The sequence below is a fragment of the Allobacillus halotolerans genome (assembly GCF_018967645.1).
GTDB classification, from domain to species: domain Bacteria; phylum Bacillota; class Bacilli; order Bacillales; family Alkalibacillaceae; genus Allobacillus; species Allobacillus halotolerans.
Window position 1 is genome coordinate 35,958 of the sequence record NZ_JAHLZF010000002.1, and the last position, 25,373, is coordinate 61,330.

Below are 25,373 nucleotides of genomic sequence, written 5' to 3' on the forward strand. Positions count from 1 at the left end.
AAAATGAATTTTATGATATGAAAAGCTGCGTATAAAAAACAAAAAAAGCTCCCGATCGAATCGGGAGCTTGCATTTTTTAAGAGCCCACATTGAATATTACTGTTTTATGTTGTTAAAGTCAATGGTTGTGTCGAGAATTATTTTTCTTCCTCGTCATCTACATCTAAATCATCAGTTTCCTCTTCGTCACCTTCAAAGGTATCATCTTCTGCATCTTCACGTTCTTCTTCCATTTGACCAAAAAGGTTCACATCATCATCTTCAGAAAATCCACCATCTACATCCTGAAGATCTTCCTTCAAGTAATCTTCTTCTGGTTCATCGTCGATCGTATCTGTATCTGACTTTTTACGCTTTTTCTTTTTGCGTTTCGGTCGTTCTACTTCTTCAAGCTTGATGATATCTTCTTCTGTTTTATCAAAAGGATACCATTGCTTTAAACCCCAGACGTTTGAACCAACTGGAATAAAGCGACCATCCACATTTAAGTCCGTGTAGAACTGTGAAATGAATGTCTTTTTATCTTCTTCAGTAAATTCTTTTTCTTTGGCGACTTTATTATATAAATCACTGAATGAAACGGATTGATTTTCATCTTGCAAAAATTCATAAGCAATCTCAATCATTGAAATTTCTTTCATATCTTCCTTTGCATACTTTTCCAAACCCATTGTCAGCACTCCTTTAAGACCTTAATCATCAAATGGTTTCCTATTTTATCATGCCGTATGGAAAAATCAACTGAACATGATTCTCCGTTTGAAATACTATCATTTTAATATAGATATGTGCATTTTACCACATTATCCTAAAAATTAATCCATTGAAATCAAAAGAAAACAAACAAAGGAAGAGAGGCATACGTTTTTAGCTTTTTATACTTATAAAGCTGTTGGTTTTTCGGCTAATCATGAACTTTTTCTGCTCGACACCTTTCGTATGAGTTACATATTTCGACTCAATGTTCTAAAATGGAAAATAAGAGTTATTTGGAAAAGGATGGTGCGAATGAATGGCTGGCCATTATCAGAAGTAATTCGATTCGTTCTTCAATCGTTTTGGAAAAATCCGATCATCATTATCTTTATGTTGATTACACCTTTATTATTGATTTTTTTAAGTTCAACTGTTTTACAAGAAGAAGCCTATGAACCGACAATCGGTGTCGAAGAAATTTCTGAGCGAATGCAAGCTTCCTTACTTCAGCAGGACGTAAATGTTGAACAGACTTCGACTGCGATGGCTCTGAATAAATTGTCTGCAGGCGAAATGGATGCCTTTTTCACTTTAGAGAATCAAGGCGGCCTCTTAATATTGGAAGGGAGCAAACCACACGCCAATTACAGCACGAATCTCGCGCTCAATAAAATGTACGCTAATTTATCAGCTGATGATCGTGCCTTTGATACATTGTATTTACACGGTACATCGCAAAACAACTGGTACGATTATATCGGCCCTGGCTTAATCGCATTTTTGGCCTTTGCCTTTACGTTGATTTGTAGTGCCATGCTGTTCTCCAGACAGGTTCAAACGTATGAATTTCATTTGAACGGCACACGATTCATTACCATTTACTTTTTATTGTTCAGCATTCTTTCATTGATTCAATCGTTATTGATCTTAAGCTATAGCATATATCAATTGGATATGTATTTTGCAGGTTCTTTCTGGGGTGCCTTATTGACCGTGTGGTTGATCAGCCTTGTCGCCGTAAGTCTCGGCATGGTAGTCGCAGCCTTCACACGAACATTCTTCCAGTTTGGTTTTACAATTTTCGCGATTCATTTGACGCAATTTTATTTTTCCGGAATTTTACCGAGTGAAAATGTCGTATGGATGAATCGGATTGGTTTATTTATGCCTGTTTCTTACTCCGTCGAAGCCTTACGAGATATCATCATCCGCAACGAACACTTCATGGATATCTCAACCTATGGATTGATCCTGATTATTTTTATTGCGATCAGTTTACGTCTAGTCGGTTATCAATTGAGAAAACAAGCGAATGTAGCGCCGTAGATGAGTTGTCGTGTGGTGAGTCGTTGGGCGATTGGGGTGTTTGTTTGAACGGTTGGCGGGTTCGTTTGAACGGTTGGCGCGATCGTTTGAACGGTCGGCGTGCTTATTTGAACAGTTGGCGTCTTCGTTTGAACGGTCGGGGCGATCGTTTGAACGGTTAGCGCATTTATTTGAACGGACAGCACATGTGAATGGTCAATAGTAACATCAAAAAAGCCTTCCTTTAACGGTCGGCTTTTTCTTTTTGTTTCTGTGTAAGTTGTAGGATGGTTTGTACACTTTCGTTTAAATCCTTATTTTCAATGACTACATCCACTTGCTCTGGCATGCCGAATTCGTTCTTTTTCTTTGCTTCCTCCAATCGGCTTTGGATCTCTTCCTCAGAACTTCCTCTGCGGTTTAGTCGTTCCACTAGCAGCTCTTTCGTTAATCGGATGAAAACGACTTTTGTATATTCAGGGTATTTCCTTTGCATCGCTCTCGCACCGTTCATGTCCATACAGATCACTAACTGATGATGTTGCGTTAGCTTTGTATCGACTTCATTCGCGGATAATCCGTAGTGATTTCCCGCATACTCACTTTCTTCTATCTTATCGAGATTTTTAAACTCCTCTTTTGAAACAAAATGATAGTCGTGATGATTTACTTCTCCTTCACGCATTGAGCGAGTGGTCGTCGTGATCAGTCTTTCGAAGCCGTGCGTTTCCAGTTGATGTGCAATTGTTGTTTTTCCCGAGCCACTGCCTCCGACTATTACGATGATGGTTTTCATAGAATCGCTCCTTTTGAAGTAAATTCTACACGAAAACGCTGAGCTTATGTAGATTAAATGTGCGTTTTAGAATTTTTTGCTGCTGCTAGCACAAAGGGTCATGTCAATATTCGTCTTTATTTTGATTTCCTTCAGTGTTGTTCTGCATTGCTTCAGGGTTAATTTCCGTTCCTTCAGGGTTAAAGTGGGATGCTTCAGGGTTAATCTGTGCTCCTTCAGGGTTAATTTGTGCTCCTTCAGGGTTAATCTGTGCTCCTTCAGGGTTAACGCGGAGGGCTTTAGGGTTAATTTGCATTCCTTCAGGGATATTTCGTACTTCTTCAGGGTTTATTTACTATCCTTCAGTGTTAATTCGCACCCCCTTTTGAGTTAACCCGTACTACTTCAGCGTTAATTCGCGCGTTTCTTCAGGGGTAATCTGTGCCCCTTCAGGGTTAATGCGGAGGGCTTCAGGGTTAATTTGCACTCCTTCAGGGTTAATCCGCGCTCCTTCAGGGTTAATTCGTACTTCTTCAGCGTTAAATTGCATTCCTTCAGTGTTAATTCATACTCCTTCAGCGTTAATCCACACTTCTTCAGGGTTAACCTGCACTCCCCAGCATCATCCCGCCCTGACCACCAGACTGACTTTCATAGTCTACGTAAAAAACCGAACGAGACTGGTGCGTCTCGTTCGGATTTGTATTGTTACATATTTCTTCTGTATTGTCCGCCGACTTCGTAAAGGGCATGGGTGATTTGTCCGAGGCTTGCGACTTTCACGGTTTCCATGAGCTCTTCGAAGATGTTTCCGTTTGAAGCGGCTACTTTCTTCAAGCGTTCCAAAGCTTCTTTTGCTTCTGCTTCGTTCGCTTTTTGGAAGTCACGTAGATTTTTAATTTGTTGTTCTTTTTCTTCTTGCGTTGCCCGGGCAACTTCCATTGAGTTAATGTCATCTTCTGATTGTGGGTTCGGATTCAGATATGTGTTCACTCCAATGATCGGAAGTTCTCCGGAGTGTTTCTTGCTTTCGTAATAGAGTGATTCTTCTTGGATTTTTCCGCGTTGGTATTGACGTTCCATTGCGCCTAAGACACCGCCGCGGTCGTTGATTCGCTCAAACTCTTGTAAGACGGCGTCCTCCACTAATTTAGTTAGCTCTTCGACGATGAACGAGCCTTGGATGGAGTTTTCGTTTTTCGTCAGTCCGAATTCTTTGTTGATGATCATTTGAATAGCCATCGCACGGCGCACGGATTCCTCCGTTGGTGTCGTGATTGCTTCATCATAGGCGTTCGTATGCAAGGAATTCGTGTTGTCTTGAATTGCCAAGAGTGCCTGAAGTGTCGTCCGGATATCATTAAAGGCAATTTCCTGTGCGTGTAATGAACGGCCGGATGTTTGGATATGGTATTTCAATTTTTGGCTTCGGTCATTTGCACCATATTTTTCTCGCATGGCAATCGCCCAGATTCGGCGTGCAACACGTCCGATGACGGTATACTCTGGGTCAAGTCCGTTCGAGAAGAAGAATGATAGGTTCGGTGCAAATTTATTAATATCCATTCCACGGCTTAAATAGTATTCAACATACGTAAATCCGTTCGCAAGGGTGAATGCGAGCTGACTGATCGGGTTCGAGCCCGCTTCGGCGATATGATAACCAGAAATCGAAACAGAATAATAGTTACGGACTTCATTGTCGATGAAGTATTCCTGGATGTCACCCATTAAACGCAAGGCAAATTCTGTTGAGAAGATACACGTGTTTTGGCCTTGGTCTTCTTTCAAAATATCTGCTTGCACGGTACCGCGTACGACCGAGATCGTTTCCTTTTTAATTTGCTCGCGCTCTTCGTCGTTTGGTTCACGGCCATGTTCTTCTTTGAATTTATCGATTTGTTGGTCGATTGCCGCATTGAAGTAAAACGCTAGAATAATTGGAGCCGGTCCATTGATCGTCATCGATACTGAAGTCATCGGATGGGTTAGATCAAACCCTTCATATAATTTCTTAATATCTTCAACGGTACAAATGTTGACACCGGATTCACCGACTTTCCCGTAAATGTCCGGGCGCTCGTCTGGGTCTTCTCCATATAAAGTTACGGAGTCAAATGCTGTACTGAGTCGCTTGGCTTCCTCGTTTTTCGATAGATAATGGAAGCGATGGTTGGTCCGCTCTGGTGTACCTTCTCCCGCAAATTGACGTGTTGGGTCCTCGCCTTTCCGTTTAAACGGGAAAACACCTGCCGTATAAGGGAAAGAACCTGGTACGTTTTCCGTCATCAACCAATACAGACGATCTCCCCAATCACTATACTTCGGAAGAGAAACTTTCGGGATCTTTAACCCAGAAATCGATTCTGTATTCAAATCGACAGTGAATTCTTTGTCACGTACTTTATACGTCAACTGATCCTGTTGATATTGCTCTTTAAGTTCATCAAAGTTTTCAAGTTGTTCTAGATTGTTGCGATCAATCTGTTTCTCATATGTGTCAATCAACTCATCAATCTCTTTGACTTCTGCATCGTTCATTGCTTCTTTGGCGCCTTTTAGTTGATACAGTTTGCGCGCCGCTTCACTTTGCTTTTCGGCATCTTTTTTATAATTTTGTACCGTGTCTACAATATCTCGCAAATATTGACGACGTTCAGGCGGAATAATCAAGTTATCTTTTTCGACAATCTTGATCGTTGTATCAAATGGCACTTCAACATCCCAGTCATATCGTTCATTCAATGTTTCTAAGATGGAAGCGAATAACGTGTTTGTACCTGGGTCATTGAACTGGCTCGCAATCGTACCGAATACCGGGAAGGTTTCTGGGTCTTGATGAAACAACATCCGGCTTCGTTCGTATTGTTTTCGAACTTGGCGGAACGCGTCTTCGGAACCTTTTTGCTCGAATTTATTAATGACGATAAAGTCAGCAAAGTCGATCATGTCGATTTTTTCAAGCTGCGTTGGTGCACCGAATTCCGCTGTCATTACGTACATAGAAAGGTCGGTGATTTCGGTAATTTCGGCATCCCCTTGCCCGATCCCACTTGTTTCGATGATAATGAAATCGAAATCTGCTGCTTTTACGACTTGAATAGCCTCTTGGATTGACTTGGATAGCTCGCTCTTTGAATCTCTCGTTGCCAATGAGCGCATATAAACGCGTGGATTAAAAATCGCGTTCATGCGGATTCGGTCACCGAGTAACGCGCCGCCGGTTTTCTTCTTCGTTGGGTCGACAGATAAAATCGCTATCTTTTTATCCGGTACTTCGTTGATGAATCGGCGGATCAATTCATCCGTCAATGAACTTTTACCAGCTCCACCGGTTCCAGTAATCCCTAAAACGGGAGCGCCATCATTTTTCGTTGTCAGTTTACCAATGATTTCTTCACTAGCGACATCCTCATTTTCCACGTGGCTAATCAAGCGGGCAACTGCCTGGTAATCTCCCTTGTTGACAGCTTCTACATCATTCTCAATATCCATTGGTGTCGGATGATCGCATTCCTCAAGCATATTGTTGATCATCCCTTGAAGACCAACTTCACGTCCATCATCCGGTGAAAAGATTCGTGCCACGCCATATTCGTGAAGTTCTTTAATCTCGCGAGGTAAAATAACCCCACCACCGCCACCGTACACGCGGATGTGACCGGCACCTTTTTCATTCAATAAGTCGACCATGTATTTGAAGTACTCAACGTGACCGCCTTGATAGGATGAGATCGCAATCCCTTGGACATCTTCTTGAATCGCTGCATTCACTACATCTTCGACCGAACGGTTATGCCCTAAGTGGATGACCTCGGCACCGCTCGCTTGCAAAATTCGTCTCATAATGTTGATGGAAGCGTCATGACCATCAAATAAACTGGATGCTGTAACAAAACGGACAGCATGCTTCACATGATACGGTTTCGTTTGTTGCATGATTCGTTCCTCCCTCATATTAATTCGCTTGAAAAGCCAATTGGCTCTTCAGTAATTGAAACTGCATTTCCATATATTCTTGAAGCGTAAACTCCTTTTGAATTAACCATCTGCGAAAGCCCCACATTTGCCCTTGAACATACACATTATTGGCAACCAATTTCACATTTTTTTCATCCAATACATTGGCATAGCTATTGCTGATCACTCGTTCGAGAATCCCAACCATTTCACGTTCTTTTTGCATGACATATTCTTGATCTTCTTTTGGAAGGGCTTTCAATTCTTGGTATAAAATCAAGACTTCATCCTGCATTTGGTCCATGATTTGAAAATAAGCGAACACTGCTTGCCTGAGGGCTTCTTCTGAAGTGGAGTTACGATCAATGACATTTTCCATACGTGTCTTTACTTCATCGTGGACGGCATCGCAGACTAAAAATAAGACATCTTCTTTTTTTCGAATGTACTCATATAATGTTCCGATGCTGAAACCTGCCGCTTTGGCGATTTCCCGGGTCGTCGCCCGGTGAAATCCTTTTTGTTTAAATAATTGGACAGCACCTTTTTGTAGCTGGTTTAATCGTTTCTTAACCAGTGCCTCATCTTTTATCGATGAAGTGATCCGGTGATCCATCCAGTTCACCCTCTCTTTTTCTCTTTCCACTCTTTATACCAGGCTTCGGCTAGCGCATAGGAGTTATCTTCTTTCTGAAGCGTCTGCTGCTTTGTTTCATCTGTTTCAATAAAACTTTCGACATCTTTCCAGATCGCTTCCTGGATTAACTCGTATACTTCATGACGCAGCTTGTTTGCCCGTCTTTCCTTTCCAAGGTCGGTATCGTTCAAGAATTGTTGATGGTTTTCTATCGCTCTAAACCACTGATCAAAGCCAAAGTTTTCGACGACACTTGTTTCAACAATCTCCGGTTCAAAGGCCCGGTTCTCGCTGGAAAGATGAATGAGGTCTTTTAGCTGACGTTTTAGTTTTTTCACACCCGGAATGTCGGCTTTATTTAAAATAAACAAATCAGCAATCTCCATAATGCCGGCTTTGAATACTTGTAATACATCCCCACTATTCGGGGTTAAGACAACAGACGTCGTGTCGGCAACCTTCATAATATCGAGTTCCGACTGTCCGACACCTACTGTTTCAATTAAAATATAATCGAACCCATAGGCATCACAGGCACGGATGGCGTCTTTTGTCGCACGGGCCAATCCACCAAGACTTCCACGTGTCGCCATGCTTCGAATGAAAATATTTTCATCGGAAAAGTGCTGTGTCATCCGCACTCGGTCCCCAAGTAAGGCTCCCCCACTAAATGGACTCGTCGGATCGACAGCGATGACCGCGACAGTGAAATCCTTCTGGCGTAGCAAGGTGAGGAAACGATCGACCAAAGAGCTTTTTCCAGCACCCGGTGAACCGGTAATCCCGATATAATGTGACTTTTTTTCACTGCGATTGATCAAATCCATCAGCTTCAATTTTTCTGGATGGTCATTTTCAATCATCGTAATGGCACGTGCCAACGCTCGTTGGTTCCCTTGTTGAATTTTTTTAACGAGTTCTTCCATGTAGATCTCCTTCCAGAGATACTTGCTAAATGCAAAAGATTCCGAAAATATTTGGTAAAGCGGCACTTAGATTCTGTGCCGCCCCTTATATCACTTATTTTGTCACCATACGTCCAACAACAAGACGCTGGATTTCTTGCGTTCCTTCGTAGATCTGTGTAATTTTCGCATCACGCATATAACGTTCTACTGGATAATCTTTCGTATAACCATACCCACCGAATACTTGAACCGCTTCAACGGTTGTGCGCATCGCCGTGTCTCCAGCAAATAGTTTCGCCATCGCTGATTCTTTTTGATATGGTAATCCTTCTGACTCATTGTAAGCCGCTTGATACGTCAATAGACGAGAAGCTTCTACTTCTGTTGCCATATCTGCGAGTTTGAAAGAAATGCCTTGGTTCTTGGCAATTGGCTTCCCGAACTGCTCACGCTCTTTCGCGTAATTTGTCGCAGCGTCAAGTGCACCTTGGGCAATCCCGACAGCTTGAGCAGCAATTCCGTTACGTCCACCATCGAGTGTTGTCATCGCAATCTTGAACCCGTCGCCTTCTTCACCAAGCATATTTTCTTTCGGAATACGACAGTTTTCGAAAATCAATTCGGTTGTAGGGGATGAACGAATTCCTAGCTTTTTCTCTTTCTTACCGAATGAAAAGCCTTCTGTTCCTTTTTCTACGACAAACGCTGAGATGCCTTTGTGCTTCGCATCTTGGTCCGTTTTAGCAAATACGACATACAAGTCAGCGACTTCACCGTTTGTGATCCAAACTTTGTTTCCGTTTAAGATGTAGTCATCGCCATCTTTTTTCGCTGTCGTACGCATGGAAGCAACGTCACTTCCTGCACCAGGCTCAGACAACGCATAAGCGCCTAACGCTTCACCGGTTGCTAAACGTTGCAAGAAATTTTGCTTCTGTTCTTCATTTCCGTATTTATAAATCGGCCAACTCGCTAATGAAATATGAGCGGATAATGTGACACCGATTGATGCATCGACACGAGATAACTCTTCGACAGCAATCGCATAGCTGACAAAGTCCGCGCCAATTCCACCATATTCTTCAGGCCAAGGAATACCAGTCAGGCCAAGCTCAGCCATTTGATCAAAAATTTCTCTGTCGAAACGCTCTTCCTCATCACGTTCCGCCGCTGTTGGTTCGACATCTTTCGTCGCAAAGTCACGAACCATTTTTCGTAGCATTTGTTGTTCTTCTGTTAGTTGAAAATTCATATATAGTCCTCCTATAAACTGTGAATTAACTTATCGTTACCGCTACAGAAATACACTACGCTTTCCGCGGGCTCGCGATCAGCCTCCTCGTTCGCAAAGAACGCTCACTGTAGGGTCTGTTCGTCTTCGCTTTCCCGCAGGAGTCTACGTGTATTTCTTTCGCTGGTTTAGCGTTCATCTATTCCTGAATATTATTTCTTGTTTTTCTGTTCAAGTGAAAAGAATTCTTCTAAAAGTAATTGGCTTATTACCAAAGTGATCGCATTTTTTCTTGAAATTATTCCGACAACCTACTTCAGCAATTGCCTACTAATGACAACATTTTGTATCTCGTTTGTTCCTTCATAAATTTGAGTGATTTTTGCATCTCGGAAATATCGCTCAACTGGGTAGTCTTCTGTGTAGCCGTAACCACCGAATACTTGAACCGCTTCAATAGCTGCATTGACTGCTGTTGTGGAAGCGTATTTTTTCGCCATCGATGCTTCCTTGCTCGTATCTAGGCCTGCTTGGTATTTGGACGCGGCGTTATAGACTAATAGTTTCGCTCCTTCGACAGCTGTCGCCATGTCTGCGAGTTTAAACGAAACTCCTTGGTTTTTGGCAATTGGCTTTCCGAATTGTTCGCGTTCTTTTGCATAACCTGTCGCTGCATCGAGTGCCGCTTCAGCGATACCGAGCGCTTGGGCTGCAATGCCAATTCGACCGATATTCAAGTTGGCTAAGGCAATTTTAAAGCCTTCTCCTTCTTCTCCGAGTCGTTGGCTTTCTGATACTTTCATACTGTCGAAATTCAATGAAACGGTACTGGAACCGTGAAGACCCATTTTCTTTTCGGATTTTCCAATCTCAAGGCCTGGCGTACCTTTTTCAACGATAAAAGCGGTAATGCCTTTATTTCCTTGCTCTGGGTTTGTATTCGCAAAAACAATGAATGTATCGGCATACTCACCATTTGTAATGAATACTTTTGATCCATTAATGATGTAATGATCGCCTTCTTTTTTTGCTTTCGTTTTCAATGATCCCGCGTCACTACCTGCACCTGGCTCTGTTAAACAAAAGGCGCCGAGGTACTCACCACTCGCTAGCTTCGGTACATAGTGGTCGACTTGTTCTTTTGTACCGAATTTCAAGATCGGAAAGGTTCCAACGGATGTGTGAACGGATAAAATGACGCCGAGTGTAGCGCTCACTTTGGATAACTCATTAATGGCGATGATATAAGATGTGTAATCCATACCTGCCCCGCCTTGTTCCTCGCTGACAGGGACTCCCATCAAGCCGAGTTCTCCCATCCGTTTGATAATTTCTGTTGGGAATTCTTCATTTTCCATCGATTCAATTCTTGGTGCAACTTCTTTTTGGGCGAAGTCACGGACCATTTTGCGCATCATTTCCTGTTCGTCTGTAAATCGCAAATCCATCCTACGCCATCCTTTCTAGTAAATTCTTGTTAGTAAAAGTTTCATAGATTACTCGTAAACGTAAAATCCACGGCCGGATTTCTTGCCTAACCATCCTGCATTTACATACTTACGCAGCAATGGACATGGTCGGTATTTGCTGTCTCCGAAACCTTCGTGCAAAATTTCCATGATTGATAAACAAGTATCCAACCCGATAAAGTCTGCCAACCGGAGTGGTCCCATCGGGTGATTCATACCGAGCTTCATCACTTCATCGATCGCTTCTGGTTCTGCAACGCCTTCAAATACGGTATAAACCGCTTCGTTGATCATCGGCATCAACACTCGATTGGAAACGAATCCTGGATAATCGTTTACTTCCACCGCTGTTTTATTGAGTTTTTCTGCTGTTTCAGCAATGGTTTGATACGTTTCATCTGTAGTTTGTATGGCACGGATCACTTCGACGAGTTTCATAACCGGCACAGGGTTCATGAAGTGCATACCAATGACTTGTTCTGGACGCTCCGTTACTGCAGCGATATCCGTAATCGGGAGTGATGATGTATTGGATGCTAAAATCGCATGTTTTGGTGTGATTTGATCGAGCTGTTGAAAGACTTTTGTTTTGACGTCCATATTTTCAACGACTGCCTCAATGACTAAATCACAATCATTCGCATCATTTAATGAAGTTGTCGTTTCAAGATTATTCAATGTGTTGGTCTTGTCCGCTTCGTCCATACGACCTTTTTCAACATTTCTTGAAAGATGTTTTTCAATCGTTGCAAGGCCTTTTTGTAAATTTTCTTCTGCAATATCGTTTAATTTCACCTGGAAGCCAGACTGAGCGAATACTTGGGCAATCCCAGCCCCCATTTGTCCGGCTCCAATAACCATTACTTTTTCGACTGCCATGGGTAAAACCTCCTGTCGCTAAAAAAATTAATTTATTGTTTCGGTACTTCGATTAACACAGCATCGCCTTGACCGCCACCAGAACAAATCGCCGCAATGCCAAGTCCGCCGCCACGGCGTTTCAATTCATAAGCCAATGTCAAAATAATGCGTGCACCACTTGCACCGATCGGGTGACCAAGCGCAACTGCTCCACCGTTCACGTTCACTTTTTCTGGGTCAAGACCTGCGATTTCACCACTAGCCAAGCTGACCGCTGCAAACGCTTCGTTGACTTCAAATAAATCAATATCATCAATTTTATAGCCTGTTTTTTCTAAAAGCTTATTGATGACAAGACCTGGTGTTTCTGGAAAACGGTCTGCTTCTACCGCTAATTCTGCATTACCAAGAACTGTCGCAAGAGGCGTTTTGCCGAGTTCTTCAGCTTTTTTGTCAGACATCAATACCATTGCTGCAGCACCGTCATTCACGCCTGGTGCGTTTCCAGCTGTAATTGTTCCGTCTTTGTCAAACGCTGGACGTAATTTAGCTAAAGCTTCTTTAGAAGTTTCACGAGGTGCTTCGTCCGTATCGACTGTAATCGGATCTTTTTTCCGCTGAGGTACTTCAACTGGCACGATTTCTTCACCCAGTTTGCCTTCTTCGGTGGCTTTTAGCGCACGCTCATGACTTTTCGCAGACCATTCGTCTTGCGCTTCACGAGTTAATTTGAATTTTTCCGCTGTACGGTTACCGTAAGTTCCCATATGCACGTTTTCAAATGAGCAAGTAAGTCCATCATGAACCATGCTGTCGACAATTTTCTTGTCGCCCATACGCAAGCCCCAACGAGCGTCTGGCAAAACATACGGTGCATTACTCATCGATTCCATTCCACCAGCAACGATGACATCTTCTTCACCTAAACGGATTAACATGTCACCTAGGGTCACACTGCGAAGGCCGGATGCACATACTTTATTGATCGTTTCCGTTTTCGTTTCCCAAGGAAGTCCTGCTTCTCGCATTGCCTGTCTGGATGGAAGCTGCCCTTGCCCACCTTGCAAGACGTTTCCGATAATGACTTCTTGCACATCTTTCCCTTCAATTTCTGCACGCTTGACCGCTTCTTTAATGGCGATTCCACCAAGCTGTGCCGCTGTTAACGGTGCAAGAGCTCCACCAAACTTACCGAATGGCGTACGAGCGCCGGCTACAATAACTGTTTTTGTCATGAAAATTCCTCCCCTTTTTGAATTCTAATTTCAAATATGTTGACTGAATATTTTATTTTGTAAACGTTATCATCCATTATAACATACTTTCGACTGAACGCTCGCTCAATATGGAATTTTTGTGAAGAAAGTCTTCATTGATTTATAGACTGTTTGATTTGAGAACAATCAAATAGCAGGAAAAATAAGCAAATTACCGAATAAACTATTACAAGCTTTTGAAAAAAGGGATTATTGAACTAAGTTTCATAGGGAGGGATAGCTATAAGTGAACAGAAAAATAGCTTTTTTAGATATAATTTTCTATATCGGATTACCGTTACTCATTTGGAACCAAGGCAGAGAACTCATTGGTGATTATCCAGCGATGCTTCTATCAACGGTGCCTGGATTTATCTATACGCTTTATCGTTTTTGGCATGAACGTCGGGTGAATATTACTGGGATTTTCATCATCACCACATTACTGGTCGGTACGTCGCTTGATTTGATTGCGGGGTCGGCAGAAAAAATGCTTTGGTATCAAGTTTATTTTGGATTTGCAATCGCCGGGTTGCATGCATTCTTTTTAGTAATACGAAAGCCACTAGCGATATATTTTGCTGTCGATTTTGTTTCCTTACAAGGGTTTGACCCTGCCGAAAGCAAGATTCTTTTTAACCAACCGCCAATATTCAAGTGGTTTCAACGGATTCAACTTCTCTTTGTTGTCCGGGGAGTCACTTTAGCTTCTTTTAAGATGTGGCTACTTCAAAAGTACGGGATTGATGGATACGAGGCCATGTTAATTTACTTACGAGTGGCTGGGTGGATTTTCGGTGGTATGATTATGGGATTGTTTTTTTACACAAGTATACCAATTCAGAAGTATTTACAATCGCATGGCATGCTACAACATAATAGTACAAATAAAAATTCCCTAGAAAGATAGTCACTCGCTACCTTTCTAGGGAATTATTTTTTATGAAATCATTACGCTGGCTGATCTTCTTTTTCTGGAGCTCCGAAGATTGATTCTTCTAATACTTCAGCAACATCGCGTGTTTGAACGGTTTCGTCAACATCTTTTGCTTTTGTACCATCACTGATCATCGTCAGACAGAATGGACAAGCACTGGAGATCGTCGTTGCTTCTGTACGTAAAGCTTGTTCTGTACGTGCGACGTTGATGCGGTTTCCAGTTGTTTCTTCCATCCACATCAAACCGCCACCAGCTCCACAGCACATGCCGTTTTCCTTACTACGTTCCATTTCAACGACTTCAACACCTGGTACGTGTTCCAAAATGTAACGCGGTGGGTTGTAAATGTCGTTATAACGTCCAAGGTAACAAGAATCGTGGTACGTTATTTTTTCATGAATTGCTTTTTGTGGCTTCAAGCGACCTTCTTGAATCCACTCGGCAAGAAGCTCTGTATGGTGAAACACTTCAGCCTCAAGACCAAAATCAGGATATTCGTTTTTAAAGATGTTATATGCGTGTGGGTCAATCGTAACGATTTTCTTAATATCGTTTTTCTCGAATTCTTTAATATTCTTCTCTGCAAGCTCTTGGAATAAGAATTCGTTTCCTAAACGACGAGCCGTATCACCGGAGTTACGCTCTTTGTTTCCAAGAATAGCGAACTTAATGCCTGCTTTGTTCATCAAGCGAGCGAACGCTAGAGCGATCTTCTGACTGCGGCTGTCATAAGAGCCCATGGAAGATACCCAGAATAAGTATTCAAATTCTTCGTCTTCTTTTTTCAATTCTTTCACTGTAGGTACTTTTAGATCTTCGTCTTGGTCTCTCCAATTTTCACGATCTTTCTTGGAAAGTCCCCATGGATTCCCTTGACGCTCAATGTTCATCATCGCACGCTGCGCTTCAGGATCCATTTTTCCTTCTGTCATCACTAGGTAACGACGAAGGTCGATAATTGTATCGACGTGTTGGTTCATAACTGGACATGCATCTTCACAGTTACGGCATGTCGTACACGCCCATAACTCTTCTTCTGTCACAACGTCACCGATTAGATTTTTTTCCATGACTTGTTGAGCGAGCGTTCCATTCGGCTCATCTGCTACTTGATTTCCCGTACGTCCTGCGAATGCATATGTCGGTACCCAAGCAGAGCGTCCGGTAATTGCCGCTCCTTTTTCCGATAAGTGGTCACGGATTTTCAGTAATAAATCCATCGGGGAAAGCATTTTACCTGATCCAGATGCCGGACAAACATTTGTACAGCGTCCACATTCAACACAGGCATATAAATCCAGTAACTGAAGGTCACTTAAATCTTCTACCTTACCTGCACCGAATGTTGGTTCTTCATCTGATTCTTCCATCTCATCAATATTGAAGTCGATTTTTTTCAATTTACCATGTTTCTTATCTTTGTTGAACAATACGTTTGCAGGTCCTGCAATCAAGTGAGCGTGCTTGAACTGTGGCACGTACACTAAGAAAGCCAACAACACGAGCAAGTGAATCCACCACATGACGAAAAATACAGCTGCTGCTGCGGTTGGATTCATCCAACTGAACGCCCATGCAATCGAGGATGCGACGGGCTCTGTCCAAGTGAGATCTTTTCCATGCCAAATAATTGACATTCCGTTACCCGCTAAAACGGTTATCATTAGTGATCCGATAAAGTAATATACGAGACCCGCTGCAAAAGTCTTCTTCAAGCGGACAAGTTTTTCGATATAACGACGATAGAATCCCCAAATGACCGCAAATAGAATAACTAATGCTACGATCTCTTGGAAAAACTTAAAGCCTGGATATAAAAATCCTAGTGGCAAATGGGAGCCTGGTACGAGTCCAGCCCAAATGAAATCGATTGCACCAAACTGCACTAAAATAAATCCATAGAAAAACATAACGTGAATCGCACCGGATTTTTTATCCTTCAACAGCTTCTTCTGTCCAAACACATACACCCATGCATCTTTCAGGCGCTGTTTGACCCCTTCGTCGAACTCTGTTTTTCGACCGAGCTTTATATAAGCAATTCTTGTTCGGACGATTTGTACGAATAAGAAAATCGCATAGGCCGTTACAGCAAGAAAGGCAAGCGCATTAATGATCAACAACGTCTCCATTCTTTTCCCCCCATAATCTTATGATGAACTGACTATTGATTATTCCTTATAAACTATCTTAACAAAAAATTTTGTTTTAAAAAGGAATAATCTGAATTATTTCGTCTAAACAATGAGCATTTCGCTTAAAAATGCTCGCAAACTAAGTATTATTTAGCTCTATTATACAATGAATGAGCATTCAGTCAATCGATTTATTTATTTTCAGACAATTGTTTGGGGGGAGATTTTATTTTGTAGTTATATGGGGGTGGCGTATTTAGGGGAACTTTTTTGGGGATTGAAGGGATCTAGAAAGTTCACGGAAGTGTTCACTTCTCGAACACAGAAGGACACATGAATCCATTTGTTCCGTGCTTGAGAGCGATTCTCGAACACGGAAGGACGCAAAATTTCATTCGTTCCGTGCTTGAGAGCGCCTCTCGAACACGGAAGACAACACTTTGCCTATCCTTCCCGGCTCGAGAGCGCTTCTCGAACACGGAAGGACGCATAAATTCATTTGTTCCGTGCTTGAGAGTGCTTCTCGAACACGGAAGGACGCACTTTTCCTTTCCTTCCCGGCTTGAGAACGCTTCTCGAACACGGAAGGACGCATAAATTCATTTGTTCCGTGCTTGAGAGTGCTCCTCAAACACGGAAGGATGCATAAATCCTTTTGTTCCGTGCTTGAGAGCATACAATTCGTACCATCTTCGCTTCTCACAATTAAACAACTCAGTGCTAGTTCACTTTAAAATCTACATTAAGTTTTAACAGAGTTTTGAAACAAAATTTTATTTTTTAAAAAGGTTTTTTGGATTGTTAATAGAAGTTGAAAAATAAGTCAGAATATATCGAAATCTAAAAACCCAGACTAGCTTTCTGTCTTTGATCTATCATTTTGTCGAATGCCATCTAATGGTTAATAGTTTTTCTCCTAATTTCATAGGTTTTTAGTGTTACCAAGTAATGCAGTCATCACCGAAGGGAGGTGGAATCATGGCATCCAGATCAAAATTCAAAGATCCTGGTTTAATCTTAATGATTTTCTTGGTTCTTTATGCCCTCATGGTCTTTGTTTGGTGGCCTGCAGAGGTGTATGTATATGGAATCTCCTTAGTAGGCTGGCTGATGTTTGCTGGGCTATTTTTCTGGTTTTTATTAGCAATTGTTTATGTGATTTGGATTGAAAAGATTGAAGATCGCAACGATTCCTAGATGGTAGTGAGGAGGGTAAATTATGCAAGTCACTGAATCTATTATCATGTTTATTTATCTAGTTGTATTGACTGTCATCGGGATTTATTTCTATCGTCGAGCCAGACAGTCCGAAAGTGATTATTTTACAGCCGGACAAAGCATCAACACATTTGTTGGCGCATTTGCTATTTTTGCGGCAGTTGCCAGTTCGAGTTCGCTACTTGGTGCAGTCGGCTCAGGTGTTGCCTTAGGTGTTCCTTATTTCTTTACCTACGCTTTTGGTGTCATTGCTATTATGCCATTTGCGATGTTTTTGATTTCCGGGCAAATTCGTCGCTCTGGTGTGAAAACGGTTCCAGAGTTCTTTAACCAGCGATTTGGAAGTTCTGTTCAAATTGTGGCTGCCGTCATCGTTTGTGTCGGCATGACATTTTATATGGTTCCTCAATTAACTGCTTCAGGGATCATTGGATCATATGTTTTAGGCATTGATTATACAACCGCGGTGATTGTACTCGGGTTGGGTTTTACGTTGTATGCGGCGCTCGGTGGCATGTGGGCGATAACGTACACGGACTTGATTCAAGGCATCATTATGATTGTTGGAATTGTCATATTGGCCTTAGCAATTTTAATGGATCATAACGGGATTGGTGCTTTGATCAGTGATGCATTAAGTACTGACCCGGCGTTTGGTGATATAACTCAGCCATGGATGTCTTACTTCGGTTTATTCATTGCCTTTTTATGGTTTGGGATCATTTCGCCATCCGTCGTTATGCGTAATTTTGCTTCCAAAAGTCCAAGAATTGCCCGGCGCACTTCAATGTGGGCATGTTTAATTTATTTAACGTTATTTGTCTCAGGTTTCATCGTTACTTCAGCAGGTGCTAGCCTCGGCATTATAGATACCTTGGAAAATACGGATATGATTTTCGTATCGGTGATTGACCATTATTTACCGGCCATACTAGGTGGAATTATGTTGGCTGGGTCGGCGGCTTCCTGCTTTCCGCTTTTGGGTTTCCGCTCGTCCTTGGTATTTGGTGGAGTCGGGCGAATACACAAGGAGCGTTGGCTGGTATGCTAAGTGGGGCCATAACGTTTGTCATACTCATCACATCTGGTGTATTGCCGACAAATGCCGAGCCAATCATCGCTGCTCCGATTTCATTGATTTTTATAATTGTCGTTAGCTTAATGACTGCACCGCCACCGAAAGAGAAACAGGATTTGGTTGAGTTTTATCATACACATTTAGAAGATACGAACGGATGAGGAAAAGGTGATTGATGTGTTGACGAAAACAAAAATGACCGTGAAACAAATTGGTGAACGACAGGTAGTTACAGAAGACAACCTTCATCAGTTTATTTATAAAAATATTGGATTGAAAAATAAACTAAAAACAAAGGTAAACAAAGAATATGTGAAACAACAATTGGCCGATTATGATTTAATTTATCATCCGATGTGGTTAGCGAAAACAATTGTAATCGCTGAACGGCCACCATTTCCTCCAAAAAAATTGCCCAATATCATTTTTGTCGATGCGGTGTCCGGCTACCGAGGTGTTTTTCAAAGCGTTCCTCACGTACAAGAGATTGAGATCAGTCAGGAAAACATGGTAAAAAACAAAATTAGTCTAGAAGAATGTGAAAATAAATACGTTAAAGATGTTCAAATTCAGCAAATTAATCGCTCATATATTTTGAAAAAACCAAAGCATGAAATCGCCGACCTATTTTTAGCCTACCTACCGATTTGGAGAGTCACGATGAATACTGGCCCGATTGACGAGACATTTTTTATTAATGCAAACACTGGAGAAAATGAGAGCTATATGAGTGAACGGTGGGAAAATGGAAAAGATTTAATCTAAGAGCACAAGTCACCGTTCTAATTCCACCCCTTACTCAAAGTTTAAGTGAGGGGTGTTTTTTATGTTGATTATTCATTTTCGGTTCCATTCTGGCAGAGAGAGTTTCTGTGTTCAGCATTTTTGGGGAATTCTTCAGGGTTAATTCACTCCGCTTCAGGGTTATTTTCGCTTCCTTCAGCGTTAATTCGCTTGGCTTCAGGGTTAATTCGCTCGGCTTCAGCGTTTTTTAAGCACCCTTCAGTGTTAATTCGCTTGGCTTCAGGGTTAATTCACTCCGCTTCAGCATTATTTCAGCTTCCTTCAGCATTAATCTGCTCCACTTCAACGTCATTTTCGCTTCCTTCAGCATTAATTCCCTCAGCTTCAGGGTTAATCCGCTCCGCTTCAGTGTTAATCGACCCAGCGCTTTACCGCGCACATAAAAAAGGCACCGACCGAAGTCAGTGCCAGTTTACGCTACTACTTTTACATTTGTTCTGGTGCGTGAACACCGATTAAGTTCAGTGCATCTTGAATGACGATACGAACGGCTTTAATGAGCGCGATTCGGGCGTGTGTCTGTTCTGCGTTCTCTAAGTCGATGACTTTTTCAGCGTTATAAAAGCTGTGCAAGTCGCCGGCTAATTCAAAGACGTATTGTGGTATGCGGTGTGGCATTTTTTTGTTGGCCGCTTCTGCAATCACTTGCGGATAATCTCCTAACCGCTTCAATAAGTCGATTTCTTTTTCGGATGTCAGCAAGGAAACGTCCGCCTCTGCATTGACATCAACGCCTTTTTCTTCAGCTTGTTTCAGCATGCTGCAGATTCGGGCGTGTGCGTATTGGACATAATAAACCGGGTTTTCGTTGGATTCACTTGTCGCTAAATCCATATCGAAATCAAGGTGTGAGTCATTGGAACGCATGATGAAGAAATAGCGTGTTGCATCCAAGCCCACTTCGTCGATCAGCTCTTGCATTGTTACGGCTTTTCCTGTCCGTTTGCTCATTTTCACTTTTTCACCATCTTGGTATAAGTGAACGATTTGAACGATTTTGATGTCTAAAATATCTTTTGGGTTCCCTAATGCTTGGATTGCCGCTTTCATTCGGTTGACGTATCCGTGGTGGTCGGCACCCCAAACATTAATAAGTTCATCGAATCCGCGGTCAATTTTATTTTGGTGATACGCAATATCTGGTGTTAAATACGTATAAGTTCCATCTTGTTTAACCAGTACCCGGTCTTTGTCATCACCGAAATCGGTACTCTTAAACCAAGTGGCACCATCTTGTTCGTAAACGTAGCCATTTTCTCGCAACTGATCAACTACGGTTCCAATCACGCCTGTTTCATATAAAGATGTTTCGGAGAACCATGTATCGAATGGCACACGGTATTCTTCTAAGTCTTTTTTAATACGCTCAAGCAAGTGATCCAGTCCATGTTGACGGAAGGCTTCTAACCGCTCTTCCTCTGTCACGTCGACATAATGGTTGCCATGCTCTTTATATAAATCATTCGCAAGTTCAATAATATCTTTTCCACGGTAACTATCTTCGGGCATTTCAACGTCATGTCCGACCGCTTGGAAATAGCGAGCTTCGATTGATTTGGCTAACAAATTGATTTGATTTCCCGCATCGTTGATATAATACTCGCGATCAACTTCGTAGCCTGCTTTCTCCATGACGTTTGCGAGCGCATCTCCGTAAGCCGCACCACGGGCATGACCCAAGTGGAGTGTTCCGGTCGGATTGGCAGATACAAATTCGATTTGAACTTTTTTCCCAGCGCCGTGATCGCTTTTTCCATATTGGCTTTTCGCTTCATTAATTTCTGTAACAACTTTCGTCAAAAACGACTGATCCATAAAAAAGTTAATGAATCCCGGTCCGGCGATATCGATTTTTTTCACGGATGCTTGGCCGGTGTCAATCTGTTCTACGATTTCTTCGGCAATTTGTTTCGGCGCTTTTTTGGCAATTCGAGCAAGCTGCATCGCCATATTCGTAGCATAATCACCGTGTTCCTTTTCTTTCGGTGTTTCCAAGATAATTTCCGGCATCTCTTCTTTACTTGCTAGTTCCGCTTTTAAAATAGCTGCTTCGATTTCATTTTTCAGTTGCTGTTCTACTTCAGCGACAATATTCACGTGTTAATCCTCCTCTTGAAACTTCACCTGCAAGGTATGTCTGCGTGGTTCTTGATCGTTAATCACAACATCATAATCGATGAAAACTCGACCAGAGCGTTTGTTCATTCCTTTATAAAATTCCATCCGATGCGTGGACGTCTCTAATCGAAAACTTCCATATGGATGGGTATATAATGCTTCGGTTTTATTGCCGATTCGAAAGATTTGATGGAGTTTCAATGTGCCTTCTCTTTTCAAGACGATTTTTTCCTGTTGAATAATCAAGGTCGTTTTCACCTTGCCGAAATCATCCATCTGTTCGTCATATTTTATCACATGCAAGTCATTTTTGTGGCTATAAATACCCTTTTCTTGCTTTTGGATCGTTTCTTCGCCATTTTCATCTATTATTTCCGTGTTGACCTCTATATCTACACGAATTGGATCTGCCATATCCATTCCCCTCTCACTTTTCTCATGATGTAATGTTCTATGTAACTTTTTTCTTCATTTTTATGTTATGGAGAACTAATGTTTTAAAACCAGAGATACCCTTCTGGAACATGCAAAACCTTTTTCAGTCTAACGCAAGTCGACCTCCCTATCAAAAAATTTATCTCCATGTTTATATTCTTACCAATTTTTCCATACTAATAAAGATAATATCGGCCAAAATTTGCGTAACTTCAGGGGTTTTCGACATGTTTAAAAAACTATTCTTTCTAACTATGATCGTCAGTAGTTTTATGCTATCGGCGTTTGCCGTCATTTTATTGTTCACCTATTTACTAGGTCCGCCGGATACGAATCTTCATCAACAAACCCAATTTTTCGACCGTGATGAGAATTTGCTCGAAACGCAGGCGCTCGTCAATCAACGGGAGTATATTGCCATTGAAGAGATCTCTCCGCACGTGAAAAATGCCTTCACCGCTGCGGAAGATCAGCATTTTTACGACCATTACGGATTCGATCTCAAACGGATTGGCGGCGCTGTTTATCAAAATGTCATTCACCAAGATAAACGACAAGGTGCCAGTACAATTACCCAGCAATATGCCAAAAATCTTTATTTCACCAATGAAAAAACATGGACGCGAAAATTCAAAGAAGCCTTGGCTGCTATGCGTTTGGAAATGTTTTTAACCAAAGATGAGATTCTTGAAGGCTATTTGAATACCATTTATTTTGGCCACGGACAATACGGTGTTGAGGCTGCGAGCCAGTATTTCTTCGATAAAAGTGCACGCGATCTAGCGGTAGATGAAGCTGCTCTTTTAGCTGGCATTCCAAAAGGGCCTGCGATTTATTCACCGCTTAACGACTATGAACGCTCACACGAACGACAACAATGGATTTTGCGAAGAATGGCATCGCTCGACTTCATCGATCAACAAACATATAACGCGGTAAAGAACCGAGATGTACCGATTGTGACAGCTGTCGCGAACGAATCGAACAGTGATTCGTTGTATTTTATGGACACTGCCATGAAGCAAGCTGCTGAATTGCTCGATATTAGCCGTGAAGAGCTAAAACACGGTGGTTACAATGTTTATACCACGATGGACGTTGAAGCACAAGAGCATTTGAGTGAAACGGTTAAAGAGAACCTTCCAGAAGGAGAGCTACAAGTAGGAACAGTAACCATCAATCATCAGTCCGGTGAGATTGTTGCCCTTCAAGGTGGAAGAGATTACAAAAAATCACCATTTAACCGTGTGACTCAAGCAAGCCGAATGACTGGTTCAACATTTAAACCAATTCTTTATTATGCTGCACTATTGTACGGTTTCACACCGGCAATGACATTGGAAAGTGCGGAAACGACTTTTCAGCTGGAAAATGGCAAGACGTATAAACCTACCAACTACGGTGACCTATACGCCAACGGACCGATTACGTTGGCACAAGCCTTAGCAATCTCCGATAATATTTATGCCGTGAAAACCAATCAATTTATAACGTCGGATAATTTAATCGAAGCGGCTCGTACGTTTGGTATTGAAGACGATTTGCCAAGTGTTCCTTCTTTGGCGTTAGGTTCAGGTTCTACATCGGTGATGAATATGGCAGAAGCTTATGGCTTATTGGCAAACGGAGGGGCGTCGATCGATCCATACATCGTGAAAAAGATAACGAACGAAGATGGAGAAGTATTGTATGAGCATCCGTCACAACCATCTGAACGAGTGCTCGACCGGGATTATGCTTTTGTACTCACCCACTTGTTGACTGGGATATTCGACGAACGGCTAAACAGCTATAGCCGGGTGACTGGTGCAACAATCGCACCGATGCTGACCCATCATTATGCTGGAAAATCCGGAACGACACCAAATGACAGCTGGATGATCGGCTACAGCCCACATTATACGACAGCCGTTTGGACAGGGTACGATGACCATCAACAAATCGAAAAACGAGAGGACCTCGTTGCAGCGAAGCAAATTTGGGCTGAATATATGGAAAAGATTCACGAAAATAAACCGGTTCAACCTTTTGAAGTTCCGGATGGCGTCACGGGCGCTTACATTGATCCGGATACAGGTTATCTGCAAGGCCCTGCTTGTGAAGACCGAACACGCCTGATGTATTTCATCAAAGGAACCGTTCCTAAAAATGTGTGTACGGAGTAATTGAGGCGGTTATGGTCGTTTTAAGGCTCTTCATCACAAAAGTGCACCCGAGAAACACAATCACGTTTTTTCCAACCAAAACGGATGTCACAAAAACATATTCAATCTAAAAAAACCTAAAAAAACGGGACTGATCACTCTCTCAGTGACCAATCCCGCTTTTTTGTCCTAATAAACATGTAAAAGACCCATGTTTAATCCTATTGTAACGAGGATTTTACAAAAGTACAATCAGAAAAAACATTGTTCACAATTCATTCAAAATTAATCAAATGCAGCTTTCAATTCATCTTCCGCATTTTCCCAGTACTGTGGGTTGAATTCGATTAAAAAGTCTTTCAATAATTTCTTTGAATGGTCATCCATTTGGTCGATGACAACTCTTCCTTTTAGCGACTTATCCATGCGATTGACGTGCTCAGCAAGAATTTTATATCCGCGGCGCGCCTCCCGGTCGACTTCCAAGAAACTGGCTGCGATTCCATAATAAAAAGGTCCCGCTTCACTTCGCTCAACCGTCGTCCAGACAATCCAATACGGTTTACCGTTTGGAACTTCTTCTTTATCTGTCACAAATCGGATGCGTTTTTCCACTTCACTTCGAGCGTGCATGGCACCCATGTCTACCCATACACGATCTTCATTCGGGTCGACAATCAACGGTGACATATTCTCTAAACTGATGGCGCCTCCACCAGAGAATCCCGGATGGCCGTCAATCGGGTCATCTTTCATGATGGTAAATTGGTTACTCTTTTTTCCTGTTGATTTTTTATTTTGATCAAATGATTTCATCACCATGGACCTCCTTGACTTCCTGTTCTATTGTAAGTAGTCAATTTCTATTGTGCCATATTTTCCAACTGTTACAAAACAGAACCGCTTTAGAATAAACCTGCGAAGAAGTTAAAGATGCTTTTGAAGAAGTTTCCGATCGCAGCGAAAAAACCGCCGTCGTCCGGCTCTTCAATCTCAAAGTTTTGTTCTAAATAGTCTAGAACTTGTTGATTGTAGTCTGAACCGGTCAGCTCATCGTTACTAAAGAAATCATGTAGTTCACTGGCAATCTGGTCGTCGATTTGATTCGTCCACTCGTTTCGGATATTTTCTTTTTCCGTAAAGGCTGCGTCCATTGTATATAAAACAAAATGCAAATCGATGAGTTCATATTCGTTTCCGACTTCACGAAAATGATTTTCGACATCTATGCGATAATCGTTTTCTTCCATTGCATAAGAAGCAAACGGGATCATCCATAGAATCAGTGTTATTATGAGTATCTTCTTCTTCATTTCTTATCCCCCTAAAATACTAGGCTTTGTTAAAGTCCGTTGTTGATATTGTGATCCGCTATCGGTGGACGCTTTTACCCAAAGGGCAT

Annotated in this window: 24 protein-coding genes; 8 read left to right on the forward strand and 16 right to left on the reverse strand. The window is 42.0% G+C overall.

Features of this window, described 5'->3' with window-relative positions:
* Positions 1–138 precede the first annotated feature (138 nt).
* Positions 139–672: a DNA-directed RNA polymerase subunit delta gene (rpoE, locus tag KQ486_RS01890; protein WP_216686614.1), complete on the reverse strand. Its 534-nt coding sequence runs from the start codon at positions 670–672 to the stop codon at positions 139–141.
* 337 nt (positions 673–1,009) lie between these two features.
* Between rpoE and KQ486_RS01895 the strand changes: the two genes are divergently transcribed.
* Together KQ486_RS01895 and KQ486_RS01900 are read left to right on the forward strand one after the other, a co-directional pair.
* A complete protein-coding gene (locus KQ486_RS01895; RefSeq protein ID WP_216686615.1) occupies positions 1,010–2,023 on the forward strand; it encodes an ABC transporter permease in 1,014 nt (337 codons plus the stop codon).
* Between the two features lie 40 nt (positions 2,024–2,063).
* Positions 2,064–2,225, forward strand: coding sequence for a hypothetical protein (locus KQ486_RS01900; RefSeq protein WP_216686616.1), 162 nt, complete (start codon positions 2,064–2,066; stop codon positions 2,223–2,225).
* Between the two features lie 21 nt (positions 2,226–2,246).
* Here the strand turns inward: KQ486_RS01900 and KQ486_RS01905 are convergent, their stop codons facing one another.
* The 10 genes from KQ486_RS01905 to KQ486_RS01950 all read right to left on the reverse strand — a co-directional run bounded on the left by KQ486_RS01905 (position 2,247) and on the right by KQ486_RS01950 (position 13,078).
* The gene (locus tag KQ486_RS01905) at positions 2,247–2,798 is read right to left on the reverse strand and encodes a guanylate kinase (RefSeq protein ID WP_216686617.1); all 552 of its coding nucleotides are present in this window, start codon (positions 2,796–2,798) and stop codon (positions 2,247–2,249) included.
* 103 nt (positions 2,799–2,901) lie between these two features.
* A complete protein-coding gene (locus tag KQ486_RS01910; RefSeq protein WP_216686618.1) occupies positions 2,902–3,093 on the reverse strand; it encodes a hypothetical protein in 192 nt (63 codons plus the stop codon).
* Positions 3,094–3,177: 84 nt separating this feature from the next.
* A complete protein-coding gene (locus KQ486_RS01915; protein WP_216686619.1) occupies positions 3,178–3,327 on the reverse strand; it encodes a hypothetical protein in 150 nt (49 codons plus the stop codon).
* A gap of 158 nt (positions 3,328–3,485) precedes the next feature.
* Positions 3,486–6,716 carry a fused isobutyryl-CoA mutase/GTPase IcmF gene (icmF, locus tag KQ486_RS01920; RefSeq protein ID WP_216686620.1) on the reverse strand — a complete coding sequence of 1,077 codons (3,231 nt, stop codon included), beginning with the start codon at positions 6,714–6,716 and terminating at the stop codon, positions 3,486–3,488.
* Positions 6,717–6,735: 19 nt separating this feature from the next.
* Positions 6,736–7,353: a TetR/AcrR family transcriptional regulator gene (locus tag KQ486_RS01925; protein ID WP_144161421.1), complete on the reverse strand. Its 618-nt coding sequence runs from the start codon at positions 7,351–7,353 to the stop codon at positions 6,736–6,738.
* 5 nt (positions 7,354–7,358) lie between these two features.
* Positions 7,359–8,300, reverse strand: coding sequence for a methylmalonyl Co-A mutase-associated GTPase MeaB (meaB, locus tag KQ486_RS01930; protein WP_216686621.1), 942 nt, complete (start codon positions 8,298–8,300; stop codon positions 7,359–7,361).
* Between the two features lie 94 nt (positions 8,301–8,394).
* A complete protein-coding gene (locus tag KQ486_RS01935; RefSeq protein WP_144161418.1) occupies positions 8,395–9,534 on the reverse strand; it encodes an acyl-CoA dehydrogenase in 1,140 nt (379 codons plus the stop codon).
* 290 nt (positions 9,535–9,824) lie between these two features.
* Entirely contained in the window at positions 9,825–10,961 is a 1,137-nt protein-coding gene (locus KQ486_RS01940; protein WP_144161415.1) for an acyl-CoA dehydrogenase, read from the reverse strand.
* Between the two features lie 48 nt (positions 10,962–11,009).
* The gene (locus KQ486_RS01945; RefSeq protein ID WP_144161412.1) at positions 11,010–11,861 is read right to left on the reverse strand and encodes a 3-hydroxybutyryl-CoA dehydrogenase; all 852 of its coding nucleotides are present in this window, start codon (positions 11,859–11,861) and stop codon (positions 11,010–11,012) included.
* A gap of 32 nt (positions 11,862–11,893) precedes the next feature.
* Positions 11,894–13,078: an acetyl-CoA C-acetyltransferase gene (locus tag KQ486_RS01950; RefSeq protein ID WP_144161409.1), complete on the reverse strand. Its 1,185-nt coding sequence runs from the start codon at positions 13,076–13,078 to the stop codon at positions 11,894–11,896.
* Between the two features lie 268 nt (positions 13,079–13,346).
* On the opposite strand from KQ486_RS01950, the gene KQ486_RS01955 reads away from it, so the two are divergent.
* Positions 13,347–14,009, forward strand: coding sequence for a VC0807 family protein (locus tag KQ486_RS01955; RefSeq protein ID WP_216686622.1), 663 nt, complete (start codon positions 13,347–13,349; stop codon positions 14,007–14,009).
* 41 nt (positions 14,010–14,050) lie between these two features.
* Here the strand turns inward: KQ486_RS01955 and KQ486_RS01960 are convergent, their stop codons facing one another.
* Positions 14,051–16,171 carry a (Fe-S)-binding protein gene (locus tag KQ486_RS01960; protein ID WP_216686623.1) on the reverse strand — a complete coding sequence of 707 codons (2,121 nt, stop codon included), beginning with the start codon at positions 16,169–16,171 and terminating at the stop codon, positions 14,051–14,053.
* A 981-nt stretch (positions 16,172–17,152) separates the two neighbouring features.
* Here KQ486_RS01960 and KQ486_RS01965 point away from each other — a divergent pair.
* The 4 genes from KQ486_RS01965 to KQ486_RS01975 are packed head-to-tail and all read left to right on the forward strand — an operon-like array spanning position 17,153 to position 19,235.
* Complete coding sequence (locus KQ486_RS01965) at positions 17,153–17,371, forward strand: hypothetical protein (protein WP_216686624.1); 219 nt, start codon at positions 17,153–17,155, stop codon at positions 17,369–17,371.
* A gap of 22 nt (positions 17,372–17,393) precedes the next feature.
* Entirely contained in the window at positions 17,394–18,443 is a 1,050-nt protein-coding gene (locus tag KQ486_RS01970) for a sodium:solute symporter family protein (RefSeq protein WP_246569092.1), read from the forward strand.
* Positions 18,359–18,631 (forward strand): sodium:solute symporter family transporter, encoded by a 273-nt coding sequence (locus KQ486_RS14300; RefSeq protein ID WP_246569141.1) that lies wholly within the window; start codon positions 18,359–18,361, stop codon positions 18,629–18,631. Before KQ486_RS01970 ends, KQ486_RS14300 begins: the two co-directional genes overlap by 85 nt.
* A gap of 19 nt (positions 18,632–18,650) precedes the next feature.
* Positions 18,651–19,235 (forward strand): hypothetical protein, encoded by a 585-nt coding sequence (locus KQ486_RS01975; protein WP_216686625.1) that lies wholly within the window; start codon positions 18,651–18,653, stop codon positions 19,233–19,235.
* 465 nt (positions 19,236–19,700) lie between these two features.
* Here the strand turns inward: KQ486_RS01975 and argS are convergent, their stop codons facing one another.
* Together argS and KQ486_RS01985 are read right to left on the reverse strand one after the other, a co-directional pair.
* Positions 19,701–21,371 (reverse strand): arginine--tRNA ligase, encoded by a 1,671-nt coding sequence (argS, locus tag KQ486_RS01980; RefSeq protein WP_216686626.1) that lies wholly within the window; start codon positions 21,369–21,371, stop codon positions 19,701–19,703.
* Positions 21,372–21,374: 3 nt separating this feature from the next.
* The gene (locus KQ486_RS01985) at positions 21,375–21,806 is read right to left on the reverse strand and encodes a YwiB family protein (RefSeq protein WP_216686627.1); all 432 of its coding nucleotides are present in this window, start codon (positions 21,804–21,806) and stop codon (positions 21,375–21,377) included.
* A gap of 248 nt (positions 21,807–22,054) precedes the next feature.
* Between KQ486_RS01985 and KQ486_RS01990 the strand changes: the two genes are divergently transcribed.
* Complete coding sequence (locus KQ486_RS01990; RefSeq protein ID WP_216686628.1) at positions 22,055–23,992, forward strand: transglycosylase domain-containing protein; 1,938 nt, start codon at positions 22,055–22,057, stop codon at positions 23,990–23,992.
* A 264-nt stretch (positions 23,993–24,256) separates the two neighbouring features.
* On the opposite strand, the gene KQ486_RS01995 is transcribed toward KQ486_RS01990, so the two are convergent.
* Positions 24,257–24,787, reverse strand: a complete 531-nt coding sequence (locus KQ486_RS01995; protein ID WP_144161388.1) for a YwhD family protein — start codon at positions 24,785–24,787, stop codon at positions 24,257–24,259.
* A gap of 89 nt (positions 24,788–24,876) precedes the next feature.
* Entirely contained in the window at positions 24,877–25,284 is a 408-nt protein-coding gene (locus KQ486_RS02000; RefSeq protein WP_144161385.1) for a hypothetical protein, read from the reverse strand.
* Between the last annotated feature and the right edge of the window lie 89 nt (positions 25,285–25,373).